We start from the raw sequence: 15,807 nt of genomic DNA, 5'->3' as shown, positions 1-15,807 counted from the left end.
GCCACTTGCCGACCGTCGGCGGGTTCAAGGCTGGACTTCGACGGGCTCCGTCCGGACGGCATTGGCGGACCGCGCCTCGATCAAGGGAGGCTAGCCGCGCTGCGCGTCGATCACGGCTTTGCCACCGGCGCGACGACCGCTGCCGGCGCTTTGGCCGCGGGCTGTGTGGGGACGTCGGGGATGAGCAACCCGGCCAGCGCCGCCGACATCAGATTGGCGAGGCTTCCCGCCGCCAGCGCCTTCAAGCCGAGCCGCGCGATCATCGGGCGCTGGTTGGGGGCGAGGCTGCCAGTCACCGCCATCTGGATCGCGATCGACGAGAAATTGGCGAACCCGCACAGCGCGAAGGTGACCACCGCGATGGTATGCGCGCTGAGGCCCTTTTGTGTGCCGAGGCTGATATAGGCGACGAATTCGTTGAGCACGATCTTCTGCCCGAACAGCCCGCCGGCGATCTGCGCTTCGGTCCACGGGACGTTGAGCAGCACCATGATCGGCGCGAACACCGTGCCGAGCAGCCCCTGGAAGCTCAGCGCGGGATAGCCGAACCATCCGCCGATTCCGCCGAGGATGCCGTTGGCGAGCGCGACGAGCGCGACGAAGGCGAGCACCATCGCGCCGACCGCGACCGCGAGCTTGACGCCGGTCTGCGCGCCCTGTGCCGCGGCCATGATGATGTTGGCGGGTTTTTCCTCGTCGTGGCTCGCGTGCGGCATCGGTTCGCCGGGGACGCCCTCGGGCAGCAAGGCGGCGGGCCCCTGGCCGCTGATCCGCGCCTCGGAAAGCTGGATATTCTCCTCGGGATGATCGCCGAGCGGCAGTTCGCCTTGGCGAACGGGCTCGTCGGGCATCATGATCTTGGCCATCAGGATCCCCGCCGGCGCCGCCATGAAGCTTGCCGCGAGCAGATATTCGATGCGGATCCCCATCGAGGCATAGGCCGCGAGGATCGTGCCGGCGACGCCCGCCATCCCGCTGGTCATCACCGTGAACAGCTGTGCCGGGGTCAGCCCGGCGAGATAGGGACGGATGACGAGCGGCGATTCGCTCTGGCCGACGAAGATGTTGGCCGCGGCACACAAGGCCTCGACCTTCGACACGCCGATCACCGCCTCGATCGCACCGCCGAGCCAGCGGACGATGAACTGCATGATGCCGAGATAATAGAGGATCGACACCAGGCTGGCGAAGAAGATGATCACCGGCAGCGCCGCGATCGCAAAGCTGTTGCCGCCGATCTCGGGCTTGGCGAGCGGGCCGAACAGGAAGTCGACGCCGTTATGCGCATAGCCGAGCAGGTTCGCGACCCCGCCCGACAGGAATTGCAGCGCCGCGACGCCTGCCGGCACCTTCAGCACGAGCACCGCGATCGCGACTTGCAGCGCGAACGCCGCGCCGACGACGCGCAGCCGGATCGCGCGCCGATTGCTCGACAAAGCGAAGGCGATCAGCAGGATGACCGCAATTCCGGCGATGCCGATGAGAAGACGATTCATGTGGGTCGTTACTCGCGTTGAAACCGGCACGCGGCCCCCCGCGCAAGCGCGCCACCATACAGCGCCGCGCGGCGGGGGCTAGTGGCGGTTTGCTCTGCGCGCGAAACCGGCTAGCGTCGGCGCGATGAACACAGCTGCTTCTCCCGCGGTCGGCGGTATCCCGCGCTCGCTCTTCGCCTTCTCGATCTTCTACGGCGGGATGGTCTGCATCGCGGGCGTGCTCGGCAACAAGCAAGTCTCGCTCGGGCCGATTTCCGCGATCGGACCGGTCTTCGGCCTGGGGCCGCTGGCGGTCGAGGCCGGGATCTTCGCCTTCCTCTTGCTCGTGGTGACGTCGAGCGCGGTCGCCGAGCTGCATGGCGGCGCGGTCGCCAACCGGCTGGTGCGGATCGGCTTCGTTCCGCTGTTGGTGTCGATCCTGCTGTCGTGGATCGTCTGGATCCTGCCGCCGTCGCCCGCGATGCTGCCCGCCAATCGCGATGCGATCCAGCTCGTGCTCGGCGCGACGTGGCGGATCTGGGCGGGCGGGATCGTCGCCTACGGCGTGTCGCAGACGCTCAACGTGACGATCTTCGCGGCGCTGAAAGGCCGCGAGGGGAGCAGCTTGCTGTGGCTGCGCGCGGCGATTGCGAGCATGCTGAGCCAGGTCGTCGATACGTTGCTGTTCGTGACGATCGCGTTCTACGGCGAATTCCCGATCGGCCAGTTGCTCGCCGGGCAGATGCTGATCAAGGTGATCCTGTCGGCGCTGCTCGTGCCGCCGGCAATCTATCTGGCGGTGGCGATCGGGCGGACGCTCGATCGCGGCTGACATATCACTCCAGCTTTCGCTGGGGTGACGGATTGGCTATGGGCGCGAACATGACCGATCATTCCCCCGCCCCCGAACTGCTCGCCAAGGCCGAGACTTTGGTCGAGGCGCTGCCGTACATGCAGCGCTACGCCGGCAAGACTTTCGTCGTGAAGTACGGCGGGCACGCGATGGGCGACCCCGAGCTCGCACGCGATTTCGCCGAGGATGTGGTGTTGATGAAGGCGGTCGGGATCAATCCGGTCGTGGTGCACGGCGGCGGACCGCAGATCGGCGCGATGCTCAAGCGATTGGGGGTCGAATCGCGCTTCGTCGACGGCCTTCGCGTAACCGATGCCGAGACCGCGCAGATCGCCGAAATGGTGCTGGCGGGGTCGATCAACAAGGAAATCGTCGGCTGGATCGGCCAGGCGGGCGGCCGCGCGGTCGGCATTTCGGGGAAGGACGCCAACCTCGTCGTGGCCGAAAAGGTCGGTGGGCGGCGCGAGCCCGATCCCAATTCGGGGATCGAGCGGCACGTCGATCTGGGCTTCGTCGGCGATCCGGTCGCGGTCAACCCGTCGATCCTGATCAACCTCGCGCGCGACGGCTTCATCCCGGTGGTGGCGCCGGTCGGGCTCGGCGCGGATGGCGCGACCTATAACATCAATGCCGACACGATGGCCGGTGCGATCGCCGCCGCACTCGGCGCCGAACGCCTGTTCATGCTGACCGACGTGGTCGGCGTGCTCGACAAGGCGGGTGCACTCGTCACCGATCTCGATCCCGCGGCCGTCGCCGCGCTGCGCGCCGACGGCACGATCAGCGGCGGGATGATCCCCAAGCTCGAGACCTGCGTCCATGCGGTCGAGGGCGGGGTCGATGCCGCGGTCATCCTCGACGGGCGCGTGCCGCATGCGATGCTGCTCGAAATCTTCACGAAGCGCGGCGCCGGGACCCTGGTTCGCCGCTGAGCGTTGCGCATCGCGCGGTCTGCGTCGCTAGGGGTGTTCGCACCTGCGGTAGCGCGCTAGAACCGTGATGAACACCACCCGGAGACGCGCGTGATTACCATCATTCAGATCCTGCAGGTGTTGATCGACGCGGTCACGCTGATCGTCATCGTTCAGGTGATCCTGTCGCTGCTCGTGTCGTTCAACGTCATCAATACCTACAACGAAGTCGTGCGCTCGATTTATACCGGGCTCAACCGCGGGACCGAGCCGCTGTATCGCCCGTTCCGCCGGATTCTGCCCGATTTCGGATCGATCGACCTGGCACCGTTCGCGGTGCTGCTGACGCTGCGGATCCTCAGCATCATCCTCAACAATCTGGCTGCTCATATCCTGAGCGGCACGCCGCTCTAAGGCGAAAGGCGCTAGCATGACTGCCGCACTCATCGACGGAAAGGCGTTCGCCGCCGGCTTGCGCGAGCGCGTCGCACAGCGCGTCGCGCGCTTTGTCGAACAGGCCGGCCGCGCGCCGGGGCTCGCGGTCGTGCTCGTGGGTGACGACCCCGCTTCGGCGGTCTATGTCCGCTCGAAGGGCAAGGCGACCAAGGCGGCGGGCATGGCGGGCATCGAGCACCGCCTCCCCGCCGACGTGCCGCAGCAGGCGCTGCTCGATCTCGTAGATGCGCTCAACGCCGATCCCGCGATCGACGGGATCCTCGTCCAGCTGCCGCTGCCCTCGCATATCGACGAGCAAGCGGTGACGACACGGATCGACCCCGACAAGGATGTCGACGGATTCCATCCGGTCAATGCCGGGCGGCTCGCGGTCGGGCTTCCCGGCTTCGTGCCGTGCACGCCGCTCGGCTGCCTGATGCTGCTCAAGGACCAGCTCGGGGATCTGTCGGGGCTCGACGCGGTGGTCATCGGCCGCTCGAACATCGTCGGCAAGCCGATGGCGCAATTGCTGATCGCCGAGAGCTGCACCGTCACCGTCACGCATTCACGCACGCGCGACCTGCCGAGCGTGGTCAAGCGCGCCGACATCGTCGTCGCAGCGGTCGGGCGACCGCAGATGGTCAAGGCCGCGTGGCTGAAGCCCGGCGCGACGGTGATCGACGTCGGCATCAACCGCACACCCGAGGGACTGGTCGGCGACGTCGATTTCGCGGGTGCGCTCGACGTGGCGGGGGCGGTGACGCCCGTACCCGGCGGCGTCGGCCCGATGACGATCGCGGTGCTGCTGCGCAACACGCTGATCTCCGCCGAGCGGCGCGAAAACGTCGTCGGTGAGGGCGCGCTTTGATCGAACTCTATATCTCGTCGCTCATCACCTTCTTCGTGGTGATCGACCCGCCCGGCTGCGCGCCGATCTATGCCGGGCTGTCGTCGGGCGCCTCTCCTGCCAATCGCCGGGCGATGGCGATCCGCGCGGTGCTCGTCGCCGCCGCGATCCTGTTCGCCTTTGCCGCATTCGGCGAAGTGCTGCTCAAGTCGCTCGGCATCAGCCTCGATTCGTTTCGCATCGCCGGCGGGATCATGCTGTTCCTGATCGCGCTCGAGATGGTGTTCGAAAAGCGCACCGAGCGGCGTGAGGACCGCGCTGCCAAGGTCGCCGCGACGCCCGAAGTCGAAGATGTCTCGATCTTCCCGATGGCGATGCCGATGATCGCGGGGCCGGGGTCGATCGCGTCGGTGATGCTGCTGATGAGCCGCAACCACGGGCTCGAGCCGATCGCCGTCGTGCTCGCCGCGCTCGCCACGATCCTGGCGTTGACGCTCGCCGCCTTGCTGGCGGCGGGGCCGATCATGCGCGTGCTCGGCGCGAAGATCGAAGCGGTGATCACGCGGCTGCTCGGCGTGCTGCTCGCAGCGCTCGCGGTGCAGTTCGTGATCGACGGGGTAAAGCAAAGCCTCGGGTGATTGGGAAAAGCCCCCCTTCAGGGGAGGGCCTTTGGTTGCTCAGTCCTTGATCCGCCACAGCCGCAGCGGCGATTTGGCCGGCATCGGCAGTTCCTCGAGCCAGTCGAACGTCTTGCGATGCGCGAGCTGGTCATAGAAGCCGCCGGGCGCGCGCACGCGGTAGATCGTCGATTCGGCCATGTTGGGGCAGACCAGCAGCAGCGTCGCACCGTGGCGCTTGGCGATCGCGCGGAAATTCTCCGGGCTGCCCGAGAAGGCGTGCTGGACATCGAGAATCGCGGCGCCATTGCGGTGATACGGGCCCGCGACCGCATCGTGATGCGTGATCGTGATGATCCGCGGCCCCAGATCGACGAAGCTGAAGACCGTCTGCGCGGGATAGCGATCGAGCGGGCGCAGCGCGGTCATCGTCGGGCATTGGCCGCTCGCCCGGTCGATGATCTGGACGCGCTTGCTCGGTCGGTCGATCGGCAGGAAGCGGATCGCGAGCCCGGCGAACAGCCCCGACCCGATCACCACGACCGCCGCCACCGTTCCAAGCACGCGCACCATCGCCGAGCGATTACCGAGGAGGCTAGGGACGAGCAGCCAGCCGAGTGCGACCGCGCCGGGCACCGAGAGCATTTGCGCCGCGGGGCCCGCGCGCGCCTGCCACAGCAGTAGCAATGCCGCGCCGGTGACGAACAGCAATACCGTTGCCCAGGCGCCACGCAGCTCGGTCCCGCGCGCGCGCCACGTCGCGACCGCCGCGCCGATCACCCCGACGATCGGCATCGCCGCTACGGGAAAGGCGACGCGGAACGGATGGCTGTAGATCGGCTTGGCTTCGCGGATCATGTTGAGCCAGTTCTTCTGCAGCTCGGGCGAGGCTTGTTCGGGGCGGCCGAGGCATTGCGGGAAGACGAGCGCGAAGCCGACGACGATGATCGCCCCCGCCGCGATCGCTAGGCCAAGCCGCACCCAGCGGTTCGCCGGGTTTGCCCAGCCCAGCGCGAACAGCGACGCGCCCGCCATCACCATCACGCTCAGCCAGACCGGCGTCAGCGCGTCGCAGCGCAGCACCGCATCGGCATAGGAGGCAAACAGCGCATAGCCGAGCCCGCTGCCAGCGCCGAGGCACAGCGCGTAGATCGCCAGCCGCGGCGCCTCGCTTCGGTCCCAGATCCAGCGCAGCGTCAGGATCGAGCCGGCCAGTGCTGCATAGGGCAGCATCTCGAGCCCGATCGTCAGCGACACCGCGCTCGCCACGCCGACGATCGCGCCACCGCGCGCGCCCTTGGGGTCGGACAGACCGGCGACCGCGAGGCTCAGCATCGCGAGCTGCCAGCCGTGATGGTCGATCCGCTCGGGCATATACATCATCATCGTCGCCGAGCAGCACAGGAGCAGCACGATGCCGAGCGGCCAGGCATAGACGCTGACCAGGCGCCGCACCGTCGCGCCGATGCCGAGCATCACGATGCCGAGCGGCAGCAAAGGCGCGATGCCGCATGCGAGCATCTCGGCCTCGCGCGGCCCCACGAACGGGCGCAGCAGCACGATCAGCCCGGCGAGCGGCAGATCGACCAGTCGGCTCCAATGCATGTCGAAGCCGAGCGGCGGATTGAGCCGGTACTGGCGCAGATCGTACCAGCCCTGCCCGCCGAGCCAGGCGCGGACTTGCATCAGCCGCATATTGTCGTCGGTGTCGCCGAGCTGGAGGTAGTGAATCCCGGTCCAGCGTTGCGCGACATAATAGATCGCGATGCCGACCCATGCGATCAGGCTGAGGCGGACCCAATCCCGATCGAGCGTCCGCGCCACTGTACCGTCAACCATGTAAAACGCTTTCCTCGGGTCTCTCCGCCCTTTAGTGGCGCTATCGTAAAGGGCAAGCCAACGTGACAGCGATCCAGCGACAGATTGAGAGCCTGCGAGAGAACCCGCTCGTCGGGCAGCTCGTGCGCTTCGGGATCGCCGGTGTTATCACCACGGCCATCTACGCCGCGGTCTATCTCCCGCTGACGCACTTCGTGTTCGAGCAGCGCCACGCGGTCTATGCCGTGCCCTTCGCCTTTCTGGTGGCGGTGACGGTGGGATTCTTCCTGCACAGCCGGTGGAGCTTTAAGGGGCACGGATCGCGCGATCCCGGTCGGATGCAGCACGTCAAATTCGTCTGCGTGCAGGCCTCGGGCGTGCTGTTGAACGCGCTGATCACCTGGATCGGCACTGCCAAGCTCGGGTATCCGGCATGGGTGCCGCTGCTGCCCGCGGTCGCTTGCGCCACCGTCTTCACCTTCTTCCTCAATCGCCAATTGGTGTTCAAATAAATGGACCGCATCGTTTACGACCGCATGGCGGCACACGATTCCACGCATTGGTGGTATCGCGCGCGGCGCGACATCCTCGCAGACTATCTCGTGCGCGAGGGGGGCTTGCCCAAGGATGCGCGGATCCTCGAGATCGGCTGCGGCACCGGGCACAATCTGCCGATGCTCGCGCAGTTCGGGCGGGTCGAGGCGATCGAGATCGATCCCGCCGCGCGCGCGATCGCGAGCGCGCGGCTCGGCGCGCCGGTGAGCGCGGCACCGCTGCCCGAACTGCCGGGAATCGAGCGCGGCGCGTACGATCTGATCGCGGTGCTCGATGTGGTCGAGCATATCGAGGACGATGTCGCGGCGCTGAAGGCGATGGGCGAATGCCTCAAGCCCGGCGGCAAGATCCTGATCGCAGTGCCCGCGCACCAATGGATGTGGAGCGCGCACGACGTCGTCAACCACCATCACCGCCGCTATTCGAAGGCGACGCTCGCCGCGGCGATCGGGAAGGCCGGGCTCAAGCACAATGGGCTGCGCTGGTTCAACTCGCTGCTCTTCCCGCTCGCCGCCGCATCGCGGATCGCCGGGCGGCTGCGCGGCAAGGACGACAGCGACGATTCGCCGCCGCACCCCGCGCTCAATGCGCTGTTCGAGCGGATCTTCCGGCTCGAGCGGCATCTCGTCGGGCGCGTGCCGCTGTCGCCAGGGGTTTCGATCCTGACCTTGGCGTCGCCGAAAAAGGGCTGACGCTAGATTTCGGTTCGTGCTGCGCTTGTCGAAGCACTGCTTGCAGCAGGCGCGGTCGCCTGCGGAGCGGCGTGCCCTTCGACAGGCTCGGGGCGAACGGGCAGGGGCTCGACTTCCGCGCGATACCCCAGCGTCGCATGACCCTGGATCGGCCCCACCACATCGGCGACCAGATAGAGCGGCCGGCGCTTCGATTCGACATAGAGCCGGCCGAGATATTCGCCGATCATCCCGAGCACGAACATCTGGAACGCACCGAGCAGCACGACGACGAGCATCGTCGAGGTCCAGCCGGCGACCGCGCTGCCGCTGAAGAAGCCGATCGCGATATAGAGGAACAGCAGCAGCGACGCCGCGGTCAGCGCGAGCCCCAGATGGCTGGCGAAGCGCAACGGCGCGGTCGAGAAGCCGGTGACCGCGTCGAGTGCGAGCCGGATCATCTTGGCGAGCGGGTAATGCGTCTCGCCGGCATGGCGTTCGGCACGATCGTACGGGAAGGGCACCTGGCGGAAGCCGACCCACGCGACCATCCCGCGGATGAAGCGCGCTTGCTCGGGCATTGCCAGGAACGCATCGAGCGCGCGGCGGCTCATCAGGCGGAAATCGCCGGTGTCGAGCGGGATCGCGGTGTCGGTGACCCGGTCGAGCAAGCGATAGAAGATCGCCGCGGTGAGCTTCTTGAACGCGGTCTCGCCCTCGCGCGTGCGGCGCACGGCATAGACGACATCGGCTTGCTGCGCCGCCATCGCCGCGCGCATGTCGCTGAGCAATTCGGGCGGATCTTGCAGGTCGGCATCGATGATCAGGATCTGCGCGCCCGAGCACAGATCGAGCCCGGCGGTCAGCGCGAGCTGATGCCCGTGGTTGCGCGACAGGTTGATCACCACGAGCCGCGGATCGGCGGCGGCGAGGCGCTGCATCACCGGCCAGCTCTCGTCGCGCGACCCGTCGTTGATCAGCACGATCTCGTAATCCGTGCCGACTGCAGCGTGCGCAGCGGCCGAGACGCGTGCGTGCAACACGTCGAGGCATGCCGCTTCGTTATAGCAGGGAATGACGATGGAGAGCGCGGGGCGGATCATGCGGCAGGTTTAGCGCCGCTTTGCCGCTACGTCATCGCCTATCCGCATCGCGCCTATGCCGGCGAGCTCACGCCTGAGCCCGCGCGCGCTCCTCGGCGAGCCGTTCGAGAATGACCAACGGCACCGCGCCGTTGCGCAGAATTTCATGGAATTGCCGCACGTCGAACTTCGCGCCGAGGATCGTCTTGGCCTTGGCGCGCGCGCGCAGCCAGCTGACATGGCCGATCTTGTAGCTGCACGCCTGTCCCGGCATGGTGCAATAGCGGTTGATCTCGCTCGTCGCGCGCGGCGGCGGGAAGCCGGTGATTTCGACCATATAGGCGATCGCCTTTTCGCGGCTCCAGCGCTTGGCGTGCATGCCGGTGTCGACGACGAGCCGGCACGCGCGGAACAGCAGCGACTGGTAATAGCCGATCCGCGCGAGTGGATCCTGGTCGTACACGCCGCTCTCGTCGGCGAGTTGCTCGGCATAGAGTGCCCAGCCCTCGGTATAGGCGTTGAAGAAGCTCGTCTTGCGGATCAGCGGCCCTGCGGCGCCTTGCGCGATGCTGATCTGGAGGTGGTGGCCGGGGACACCTTCATGATGCGTCAGCGTCGGCAGCCCGTATTTCGGCCAATCGGTGATGTGCTTGAGGTTGATCCAATAGATCGCCGGGCGCGAGCCATCGAGCGCGGCGCGGTAATAATAGCCGTTCGATGCGCCGTCCTGGATTTCGACGGGGACGCTGCGGATCTCGAGCGGGGCGTCGGGCGGGTTGATGAACAGCGTTGGCAGCCGCGCCTGCATCGTCCGCACCTGGCCGTTGAGGCTTGCAAGCAACGCGGCGCGGCCTTCGGGCGTGTCGGGAAAGAGCTGTGACGGCGTGGTGTTGAGCGTGTCGAGCCGGGCGCTCACGCTGCCGGTGGTCAGCCCTTGCGCCTTGAGCAGCGAATCGAGCTTGGCGCCGATTTCGGCGACTTGGTCGAGCCCCATCTGATGGACTTGATCGGGCGTGAAATCGGTCGTCGTGGCGCTTGCCAGTGCGGCGGCATAGAGCGCGTCGCCATTGTGCACCGACCACAGCCCGACATCGGTCCGCGCGGTGCGGCGCAGTCGCGTGACGAGTGCGATCTGCCGGTCGAGCGCCGGATAGACGGCATCGGCAACGATTTTGGTCGCGCGGCCAGCGTAATCGCCGGGCAACTTGGCGGCCGTCGTCCGGCGCGTGAGCGAGGTGACGAGGCCGCTCTCGGCGGGGGCGGGCTTGCGCAACGCGGCCATCTGCCCGAGCGCGAGATCGAGCGCGAAGGCGGGGGCGAGCAAGCCACGCTTGGCCGCTTCCGCCTGCACGGCATTCTCGGCATCGAGCACGCGCGCGAAATCGGCGAGGCGGTCGAGATAGGCTTCGGCATCGGCGGCATTCGCGACGACATGGCGCGAATTGAGGAAGTCGGGGACGCCGAAATAGGCGCCTTGCTGCTGCGTGATCGCATAGGGACGCTGCGGCGAGCCGACGCCGAAGCGGGCGGGGCCGACTTCGCGCTGGCGCAGCGAATAGAGCACGACTTCGCGGTCGAGCTTGCTCGCCGGGGAGAGCGTCGCGGGATCGATCGCGTCGAGCGCGGCGATCGCGCGGCGTGTCCTTGCCAAGCCCTGCGCCCGATTGGCGAGCGAGGGGTCGTCGAGCCGACGCTTCAGCGCGGCGTTGGCGCCCTTGTCGAGCCCGAGCTGCGTCGCGCTTTCGGGGCTTTCCTGCAGCCCTTCGGCAAAGATCCGGTCGAACAGCGCCGCGAGTGCAGCATCGCCCGGTGCGGTCGCGATCGCGGCGCGGGCAGCGGCGGCGGGAAGAAGGGCGAGCGCGCCGAACACGCTCGTCGAACACAGAAAATCACGCCGGTCCATCATCATCCCTTTGTCTGCCCGCAGCGCAGCCTAACGGCTCGCCCTTGACGCGCAAGGGTGTCGGTCCGGCGGCGGCGTACTAGACGCGCGTCACCGCGTTAACCGCGTCGGCGGCGCGAAGCGCGGCGATGACGTGCATCAAATGCTGGACGTCGTGGACCTCGACATCGATCGTATTGGTGTGGAAGCCGGTATCGCGGTTATCGAGCCGCAGATTGACGATGTTGGCCTTCTGCGCGCCGATGATCGTCGCGATCGTGCCAAGCGCGCCGGGCTCGTTCTTGACCTCGACCGAGATCCGTCCGGTCGCGCCCTCGGTCTTGTCGCCCCACGATAGATCGACCCAATCGGTATCGTCGGCGGCACCGAGGATCGGGCAATCGATCGTATGGACTTCGATCCCCGCATCGGGGCGGCGCAGCCCGACGATCCGGTCACCGGGGACGGGGTGGCAGCATTCGGCGAGATCGAACGCGACGCCTGCGGTCAGCCCACGAATCGAGATCGCGCTCGATTGCGGCGGCAAATCACGCATCGCGTCGACGCCGGCCGAGCCGGGCATCAACGCTTCCATCACCGCGGCGTCGGGGATCCGGCGGCGCGCGATCGCCTCAAGCAAGGCGGCTTCGTCGGACACCTTGAGACGCTGCATCGCCATCGCCTGCGCATTGCCGGCGAGCGGGGCGGGGAGACGCGAGACGAGCTCGTCGTACATCTTGCGGCCGAGCGCCTGCGTTTCGATCCGCTCCTTGTGGCGCAGATGCCGCCGGATCGCGGCGCGCGCCTTGCCGGTGATCGCGAAGTTAAGCCAGCCGGGCTGCGGCTCCTGCGCCTTGGACCGCAGGATCTGCACCTGATCGCCATTGTCGATCACGGTGCGCAAGGGGACCACGCGCCCGTTGATCTTCGCGCCGACCGCCTGATCGCCGAGATCGGTGTGGACGGCATAGGCGAAATCGATCGGCGAGGCGCCCTTGGGCAGCTGATGCAGCTCACCCTTGGGGGTGAAGGCGAAGATGCGATCCTGGTACATCGCCATCTTGGTATGCTCGAGCAGCTCTTCGGGGCTCTCGGCATTGTCGAGGATCTCGACCAGATCGCGGATCCAGCTGACTTGTGAGTCGGGCCGGACCTTGTCCTGCTTGTACGCCCAGTGCGCGGCGAGCCCGAGTTCGGCCTCTTCGTGCATGGCGCGCGTGCGGATCTGGATCTCGACGCGCGTATTGTCGGCATGGATCACCGTGGTGTGCAGCGAGCGATAGCCGTTGCGCTTGGGGGTCGAGATGTAATCCTTGAAACGCCCCGGCACCATCGGCCAGCGGCGGTGGATCACGCCGAGTGCGGTGTAGCACGCCTCTTCATCGGGCACGATCACGCGGAACGCCATGATGTCGCTGAGCTGCTCGAAGCTGATGTGCCGCTCGGCCATCTTCTTCCAGATCGAATAGGGATGCTTTTCGCGCCCCGATACGTCGCCTTCGATCCCCTGGCGGCTGAGCAGCAGCTTGAGCCCCGACCCGATCTTGGCGATGCGATCCCCGCCGCCGTCCTTGAGCTGGGCGAGGCGCTTGGTGATCGATTCGAACGCCTCGGGCTCGAGCTGCGCGAAGGCGAGCGTCTGCATCTCCTTCATGAACTCGTACATGCCGATCCGCTCGGCGAGCGGGGCGTAGATATCCATCGTCTCGCGCGCGATGCGTTTGCGCTTGTCGGGATTCTTGATGAAATACAGCGTGCGCATGTTGTGCAGCCGGTCGGCAAGCTTGACCAGCAGCACGCGGATATCGTCCGACATGGCGAGCAGGAATTTGCGGAGATTTTCCGCGGCGCGCTCGTTCTCGGTCTGCGCTTCGATCTTCGACAGCTTGGTGACGCCATCGACCAGCCGCGCGACGCTCGCGCCGAAAAGGCGGGTGATCTCCTCGGGGGTGGCGACGGTGTCCTCGATCGTGTCGTGGAGGATCGCCGTCGCAATCGTCTCGTCGTCGAGATGCAAGTCGGTCAGGATGCCGGCGACTTCGATCGGATGGCTGAAATAGGGATCGCCATTCGCGCGCTTCTGCGATCCGTGCGCCTGCATCGAAAAGACATAGGCGCGGTTGAGCAGCGCCTCATTGGCCGAGGGATCGTACTCCAGGACACGATCGACGAGTTCATACTGACGCAACATCTCAAACCAAGATGGCGTCACGAAGTGTTGCTTTGCAACATGTTTGCGCGAATCGCAGAAAAAAGCCCCTCTCGCACGCTTGCGAAAGGGGCTTCGATCGGTTTGCCGCCACGCTTATTTGGCGCGGGCGTTGCACTTGGCGAGCGCGTCGGCATCGAGCGGCTGGCCGGCAATCGCGAAGGCCGAAAGCTTGCCGGCACGCTGCGCGATCATCTCGCACACGATGCCTTCGCGCTGCGGACCCTTGTTCGCGGTGAAGGCGGTGTCGTTCCACTTCCACACGGTGCCGTTGGTGATCAGCATCGTCTTGGCGGGCGCAGCGACCGGGGTCGCGGCATAATACGGCGCAGCGTCGGCGGCATGCGCGACGGTCGGTACGAAGGGGAGCGTCGCCACGAACGCGGCGACGGCAAGCGGAAGCGAACGGATCATGGGGAGACTCCTTGCCTTGTCAGTTTCGATCCGCTACCTAAATGCTGCAGTTGCGAGTTGCAAGTCAAAACGTAGTTTTGCTTCCCCCTTTACCTATAAATGCGTTAGGGTTTCCGATTATGGATGCAAAGTTGCGCGAGCCCTTGCGGGATTTGGTGGAATGCAGCCTCCCCGCGGCGCTCGAAGCGATGGGCGAGCGCTGGAGCTTCATGATCCTGCGCGCCGCGTTCAACGGCCTGCACCATTTCGAGGAATTCCAGTCCGAGCTCGGGATTGCGCGCAACATCCTTGCCAATCGGCTGGGGCGGTTGGTCGAGCATGGCATTCTCACGCGCACAGCGGTCGCCGCCGACCGGCGCAAGATCCAGTATGAGCTGACGGAGAAGGGCGCTGCGCTGTTGCCGACGATGCTCGCGCTGCGGCAATGGGGCGAACGCTGGGAGACGGGCTTTCGCGCCAGCCCGGTGCTGGTCGACAAGCGCGACATGCGCCCGATCGCCCCGATCGACGTGCGCGCGTGGGACGGCCGCGTGCTGACCAAGCACGAATTGCTCTGGGCACTGCCCGAGGATGTTGATTATGGTGAGAACGGATTACGCGCAGCGGAGTGAAAATCCGCGCGCGACGGTAAAGGGGAGGCTGGCTTGACTGTAGATTCTTCCACGTTTCTTGCGTAACCTCGCCCGCGTGCCGAGCCTCCACATCCTCGCCAATCCGGCCCGTTTTCTGAAGCTTGCGCGTCCGCTCACGCCCGTCTTGTTCTGGCTCGGCGTCGGGCTCATCGGCATCGGCGTCTGGGGTGGCCTCACGCAAACCCCGCCCGACTATCTGCAGGGCGAGACCGTCCGCATCCTCTATATCCATGTGCCGACCGCTTGGCTCGGCATGGGCGGGTGGAGCGGGATCGCGGTCTCGTCGCTGGTTTTTCTCGTCTGGCGGCATCCGCTCGCGATGATCGCCGCACGCGCGATCGCGTTGCCGGGGGCGGTGTTCGCCGGGCTGTGCCTCGCGACGGGGTCGATCTGGGGTCGCCCGACCTGGGGGACGTGGTGGCAGTGGGACGGGCGGTTGACCTCGATGCTGTTGCTGTTCTTCGTCTATCTCGGCTTCATGGCGCTGGTCCGGGCCGATGACGATCGCGGCGGCGATGGGCGGATCCCGGCGCTCTACGGGATCGCCGGATCGGTGTTGCTGCCGATCATCCGCTATTCGGTGGTGTGGTGGAATACGCTCCACCAGGGGCAGAGTATCGGCCTCACCAAATCGACGATCGATTCGTCGATCCTTTGGCCGCTATGGTTCACGCTCGGTGGCTTCACCTTTTTCTTCGCAGGGATCGTGCTGATGCGGATGCGCACGATCCTCGCGCGCACCAAGGCCGAGGCGCGGCTGCGGCGGATGGCCAATGTCGTCGAGGTGACGGCATGAATCCCTGGCCGTTCGTGACGGCGGCGTATGCGTTGACCGGGGTCGTCTCGGTTGGGCTCGCCGTGTGGAGCTTTCTCGCGATGCGCGGCTGCGAAAAGAAATGAAAGCCAAGCATCAACGCCTCACGCTTGTCCTGCTTGCGATCGGTGCGGTCGGCGGGGCGAGCTTGCTCGCGCTCTCCGCGCTCAAGGACCAGGCGGCATTCTTCTACGCGCCGGGCGACGTCAAGAAGGACGGCCTGCCGATCGGGCGTGCGGTGCGACTTGGCGGAATGGTCGCCGATCATTCGATCCAGCGGCTCGCCGATGGCGTGTCGATGCGCTTCGTCGTGACCGATGGCGTCGCGACGGTGCCGGTCGCCTATAAAGGCATCGCGCCCGACCTGTTCCGCGAGAAATCGGGCGTCGTCGCCGAAGGATCGTTCAACCCCGACGGCAGCTTCACCGCGACCAATCTGCTCGCCAAGCACGACGAGAAATACATGCCCCCCGAAATCGCCGGCAAGATGCACGAGACGAAGACGTTGCAGCAATGAGGGCGCGCCGTTCGTCACGCCATGCTTCGGCACCCCGGGCGCGCGCCGGGGTCCACCGCGCCGCACGCGCGGCGC

Annotated in this window: 16 protein-coding genes; 10 read left to right on the top strand and 6 right to left on the bottom strand. The window is 66.5% G+C overall.

Annotated features, from left to right (window positions below; genetic code table 11):
• Positions 1–110: 110 nt before the first annotated feature.
• On the bottom strand, positions 111–1,496 hold the full coding sequence (locus tag QN347_RS05300) for a NupC/NupG family nucleoside CNT transporter (protein ID WP_322161738.1): 1,386 nt from the start codon (positions 1,494–1,496) through the stop codon (positions 111–113).
• Between the two features lie 124 nt (positions 1,497–1,620).
• Here QN347_RS05300 and QN347_RS05295 point away from each other — a divergent pair, with 124 nt between their 5' ends.
• The 5 genes from QN347_RS05295 to QN347_RS05275 all read left to right on the top strand — a co-directional run bounded on the left by QN347_RS05295 (position 1,621) and on the right by QN347_RS05275 (position 5,159).
• Positions 1,621–2,307 carry a queuosine precursor transporter gene (locus QN347_RS05295; RefSeq protein ID WP_322161739.1) on the top strand — a complete coding sequence of 229 codons (687 nt, stop codon included), beginning with the start codon at positions 1,621–1,623 and terminating at the stop codon, positions 2,305–2,307.
• A 50-nt stretch (positions 2,308–2,357) separates the two neighbouring features.
• Positions 2,358–3,260: an acetylglutamate kinase gene (gene argB / locus QN347_RS05290; protein WP_133191406.1), complete on the top strand. Its 903-nt coding sequence runs from the start codon at positions 2,358–2,360 to the stop codon at positions 3,258–3,260.
• A gap of 90 nt (positions 3,261–3,350) precedes the next feature.
• A complete protein-coding gene (locus QN347_RS05285; RefSeq protein WP_133191407.1) occupies positions 3,351–3,653 on the top strand; it encodes a YggT family protein in 303 nt (100 codons plus the stop codon).
• A gap of 16 nt (positions 3,654–3,669) precedes the next feature.
• A complete protein-coding gene (folD, locus tag QN347_RS05280) occupies positions 3,670–4,542 on the top strand; it encodes a bifunctional methylenetetrahydrofolate dehydrogenase/methenyltetrahydrofolate cyclohydrolase FolD (RefSeq protein ID WP_322161740.1) in 873 nt (290 codons plus the stop codon).
• The gene (locus QN347_RS05275) at positions 4,539–5,159 is read left to right on the top strand and encodes a MarC family protein (protein ID WP_133191409.1); all 621 of its coding nucleotides are present in this window, start codon (positions 4,539–4,541) and stop codon (positions 5,157–5,159) included. The genes folD and QN347_RS05275 overlap by 4 nt, the downstream gene beginning before the upstream one ends.
• A gap of 39 nt (positions 5,160–5,198) precedes the next feature.
• Here QN347_RS05275 and QN347_RS05270 read toward each other — a convergent pair whose 3' ends face one another.
• Positions 5,199–6,977 carry an AcrB/AcrD/AcrF family protein gene (locus tag QN347_RS05270; RefSeq protein ID WP_322161742.1) on the bottom strand — a complete coding sequence of 593 codons (1,779 nt, stop codon included), beginning with the start codon at positions 6,975–6,977 and terminating at the stop codon, positions 5,199–5,201.
• Between the two features lie 62 nt (positions 6,978–7,039).
• On the opposite strand from QN347_RS05270, the gene QN347_RS05265 reads away from it, so the two are divergent.
• Positions 7,040–7,468, top strand: a complete 429-nt coding sequence (locus QN347_RS05265) for a GtrA family protein (protein ID WP_133191411.1) — start codon at positions 7,040–7,042, stop codon at positions 7,466–7,468.
• A complete protein-coding gene (locus tag QN347_RS05260; protein WP_322161743.1) occupies positions 7,469–8,203 on the top strand; it encodes a class I SAM-dependent methyltransferase in 735 nt (244 codons plus the stop codon).
• A 2-nt stretch (positions 8,204–8,205) separates the two neighbouring features.
• On the opposite strand, the gene QN347_RS05255 is transcribed toward QN347_RS05260, so the two are convergent.
• The 4 genes from QN347_RS05255 to QN347_RS05240 all read right to left on the bottom strand — a co-directional run bounded on the left by QN347_RS05255 (position 8,206) and on the right by QN347_RS05240 (position 13,769).
• Positions 8,206–9,285 (bottom strand): glycosyltransferase family 2 protein, encoded by a 1,080-nt coding sequence (locus tag QN347_RS05255; RefSeq protein ID WP_189676408.1) that lies wholly within the window; start codon positions 9,283–9,285, stop codon positions 8,206–8,208.
• Positions 9,286–9,352: 67 nt separating this feature from the next.
• On the bottom strand, positions 9,353–11,167 hold the full coding sequence (locus QN347_RS05250; protein WP_322161746.1) for a DUF885 domain-containing protein: 1,815 nt from the start codon (positions 11,165–11,167) through the stop codon (positions 9,353–9,355).
• A gap of 79 nt (positions 11,168–11,246) precedes the next feature.
• A complete protein-coding gene (locus tag QN347_RS05245; protein ID WP_322161748.1) occupies positions 11,247–13,337 on the bottom strand; it encodes a bifunctional (p)ppGpp synthetase/guanosine-3',5'-bis(diphosphate) 3'-pyrophosphohydrolase in 2,091 nt (696 codons plus the stop codon).
• A gap of 114 nt (positions 13,338–13,451) precedes the next feature.
• Positions 13,452–13,769, bottom strand: coding sequence for a CC_3452 family protein (locus QN347_RS05240; protein ID WP_206365596.1), 318 nt, complete (start codon positions 13,767–13,769; stop codon positions 13,452–13,454).
• 119 nt (positions 13,770–13,888) lie between these two features.
• Between QN347_RS05240 and QN347_RS05235 the strand changes: the two genes are divergently transcribed.
• From QN347_RS05235 to ccmE, 3 genes are all read left to right on the top strand, one after another.
• Positions 13,889–14,380, top strand: a complete 492-nt coding sequence (locus tag QN347_RS05235) for a winged helix-turn-helix transcriptional regulator (RefSeq protein WP_133191416.1) — start codon at positions 13,889–13,891, stop codon at positions 14,378–14,380.
• Between the two features lie 76 nt (positions 14,381–14,456).
• Positions 14,457–15,197: a heme ABC transporter permease CcmC gene (ccmC, locus tag QN347_RS05230; RefSeq protein WP_189676654.1), complete on the top strand. Its 741-nt coding sequence runs from the start codon at positions 14,457–14,459 to the stop codon at positions 15,195–15,197.
• A gap of 100 nt (positions 15,198–15,297) precedes the next feature.
• Positions 15,298–15,732, top strand: a complete 435-nt coding sequence (gene ccmE / locus QN347_RS05225) for a cytochrome c maturation protein CcmE (RefSeq protein ID WP_189676405.1) — start codon at positions 15,298–15,300, stop codon at positions 15,730–15,732.
• Positions 15,733–15,807 lie beyond the last annotated feature (75 nt).

Source organism: Sphingomonas sp. 10B4 (genome assembly GCF_035019905.1).
GTDB classification, from domain to species: Bacteria; Pseudomonadota; Alphaproteobacteria; order Sphingomonadales; family Sphingomonadaceae; genus Sphingomonas; species Sphingomonas glacialis.
Note: the sequence above shows the minus strand (reverse complement) of the source record. Positions and strands in the feature narration are given on the sequence as shown.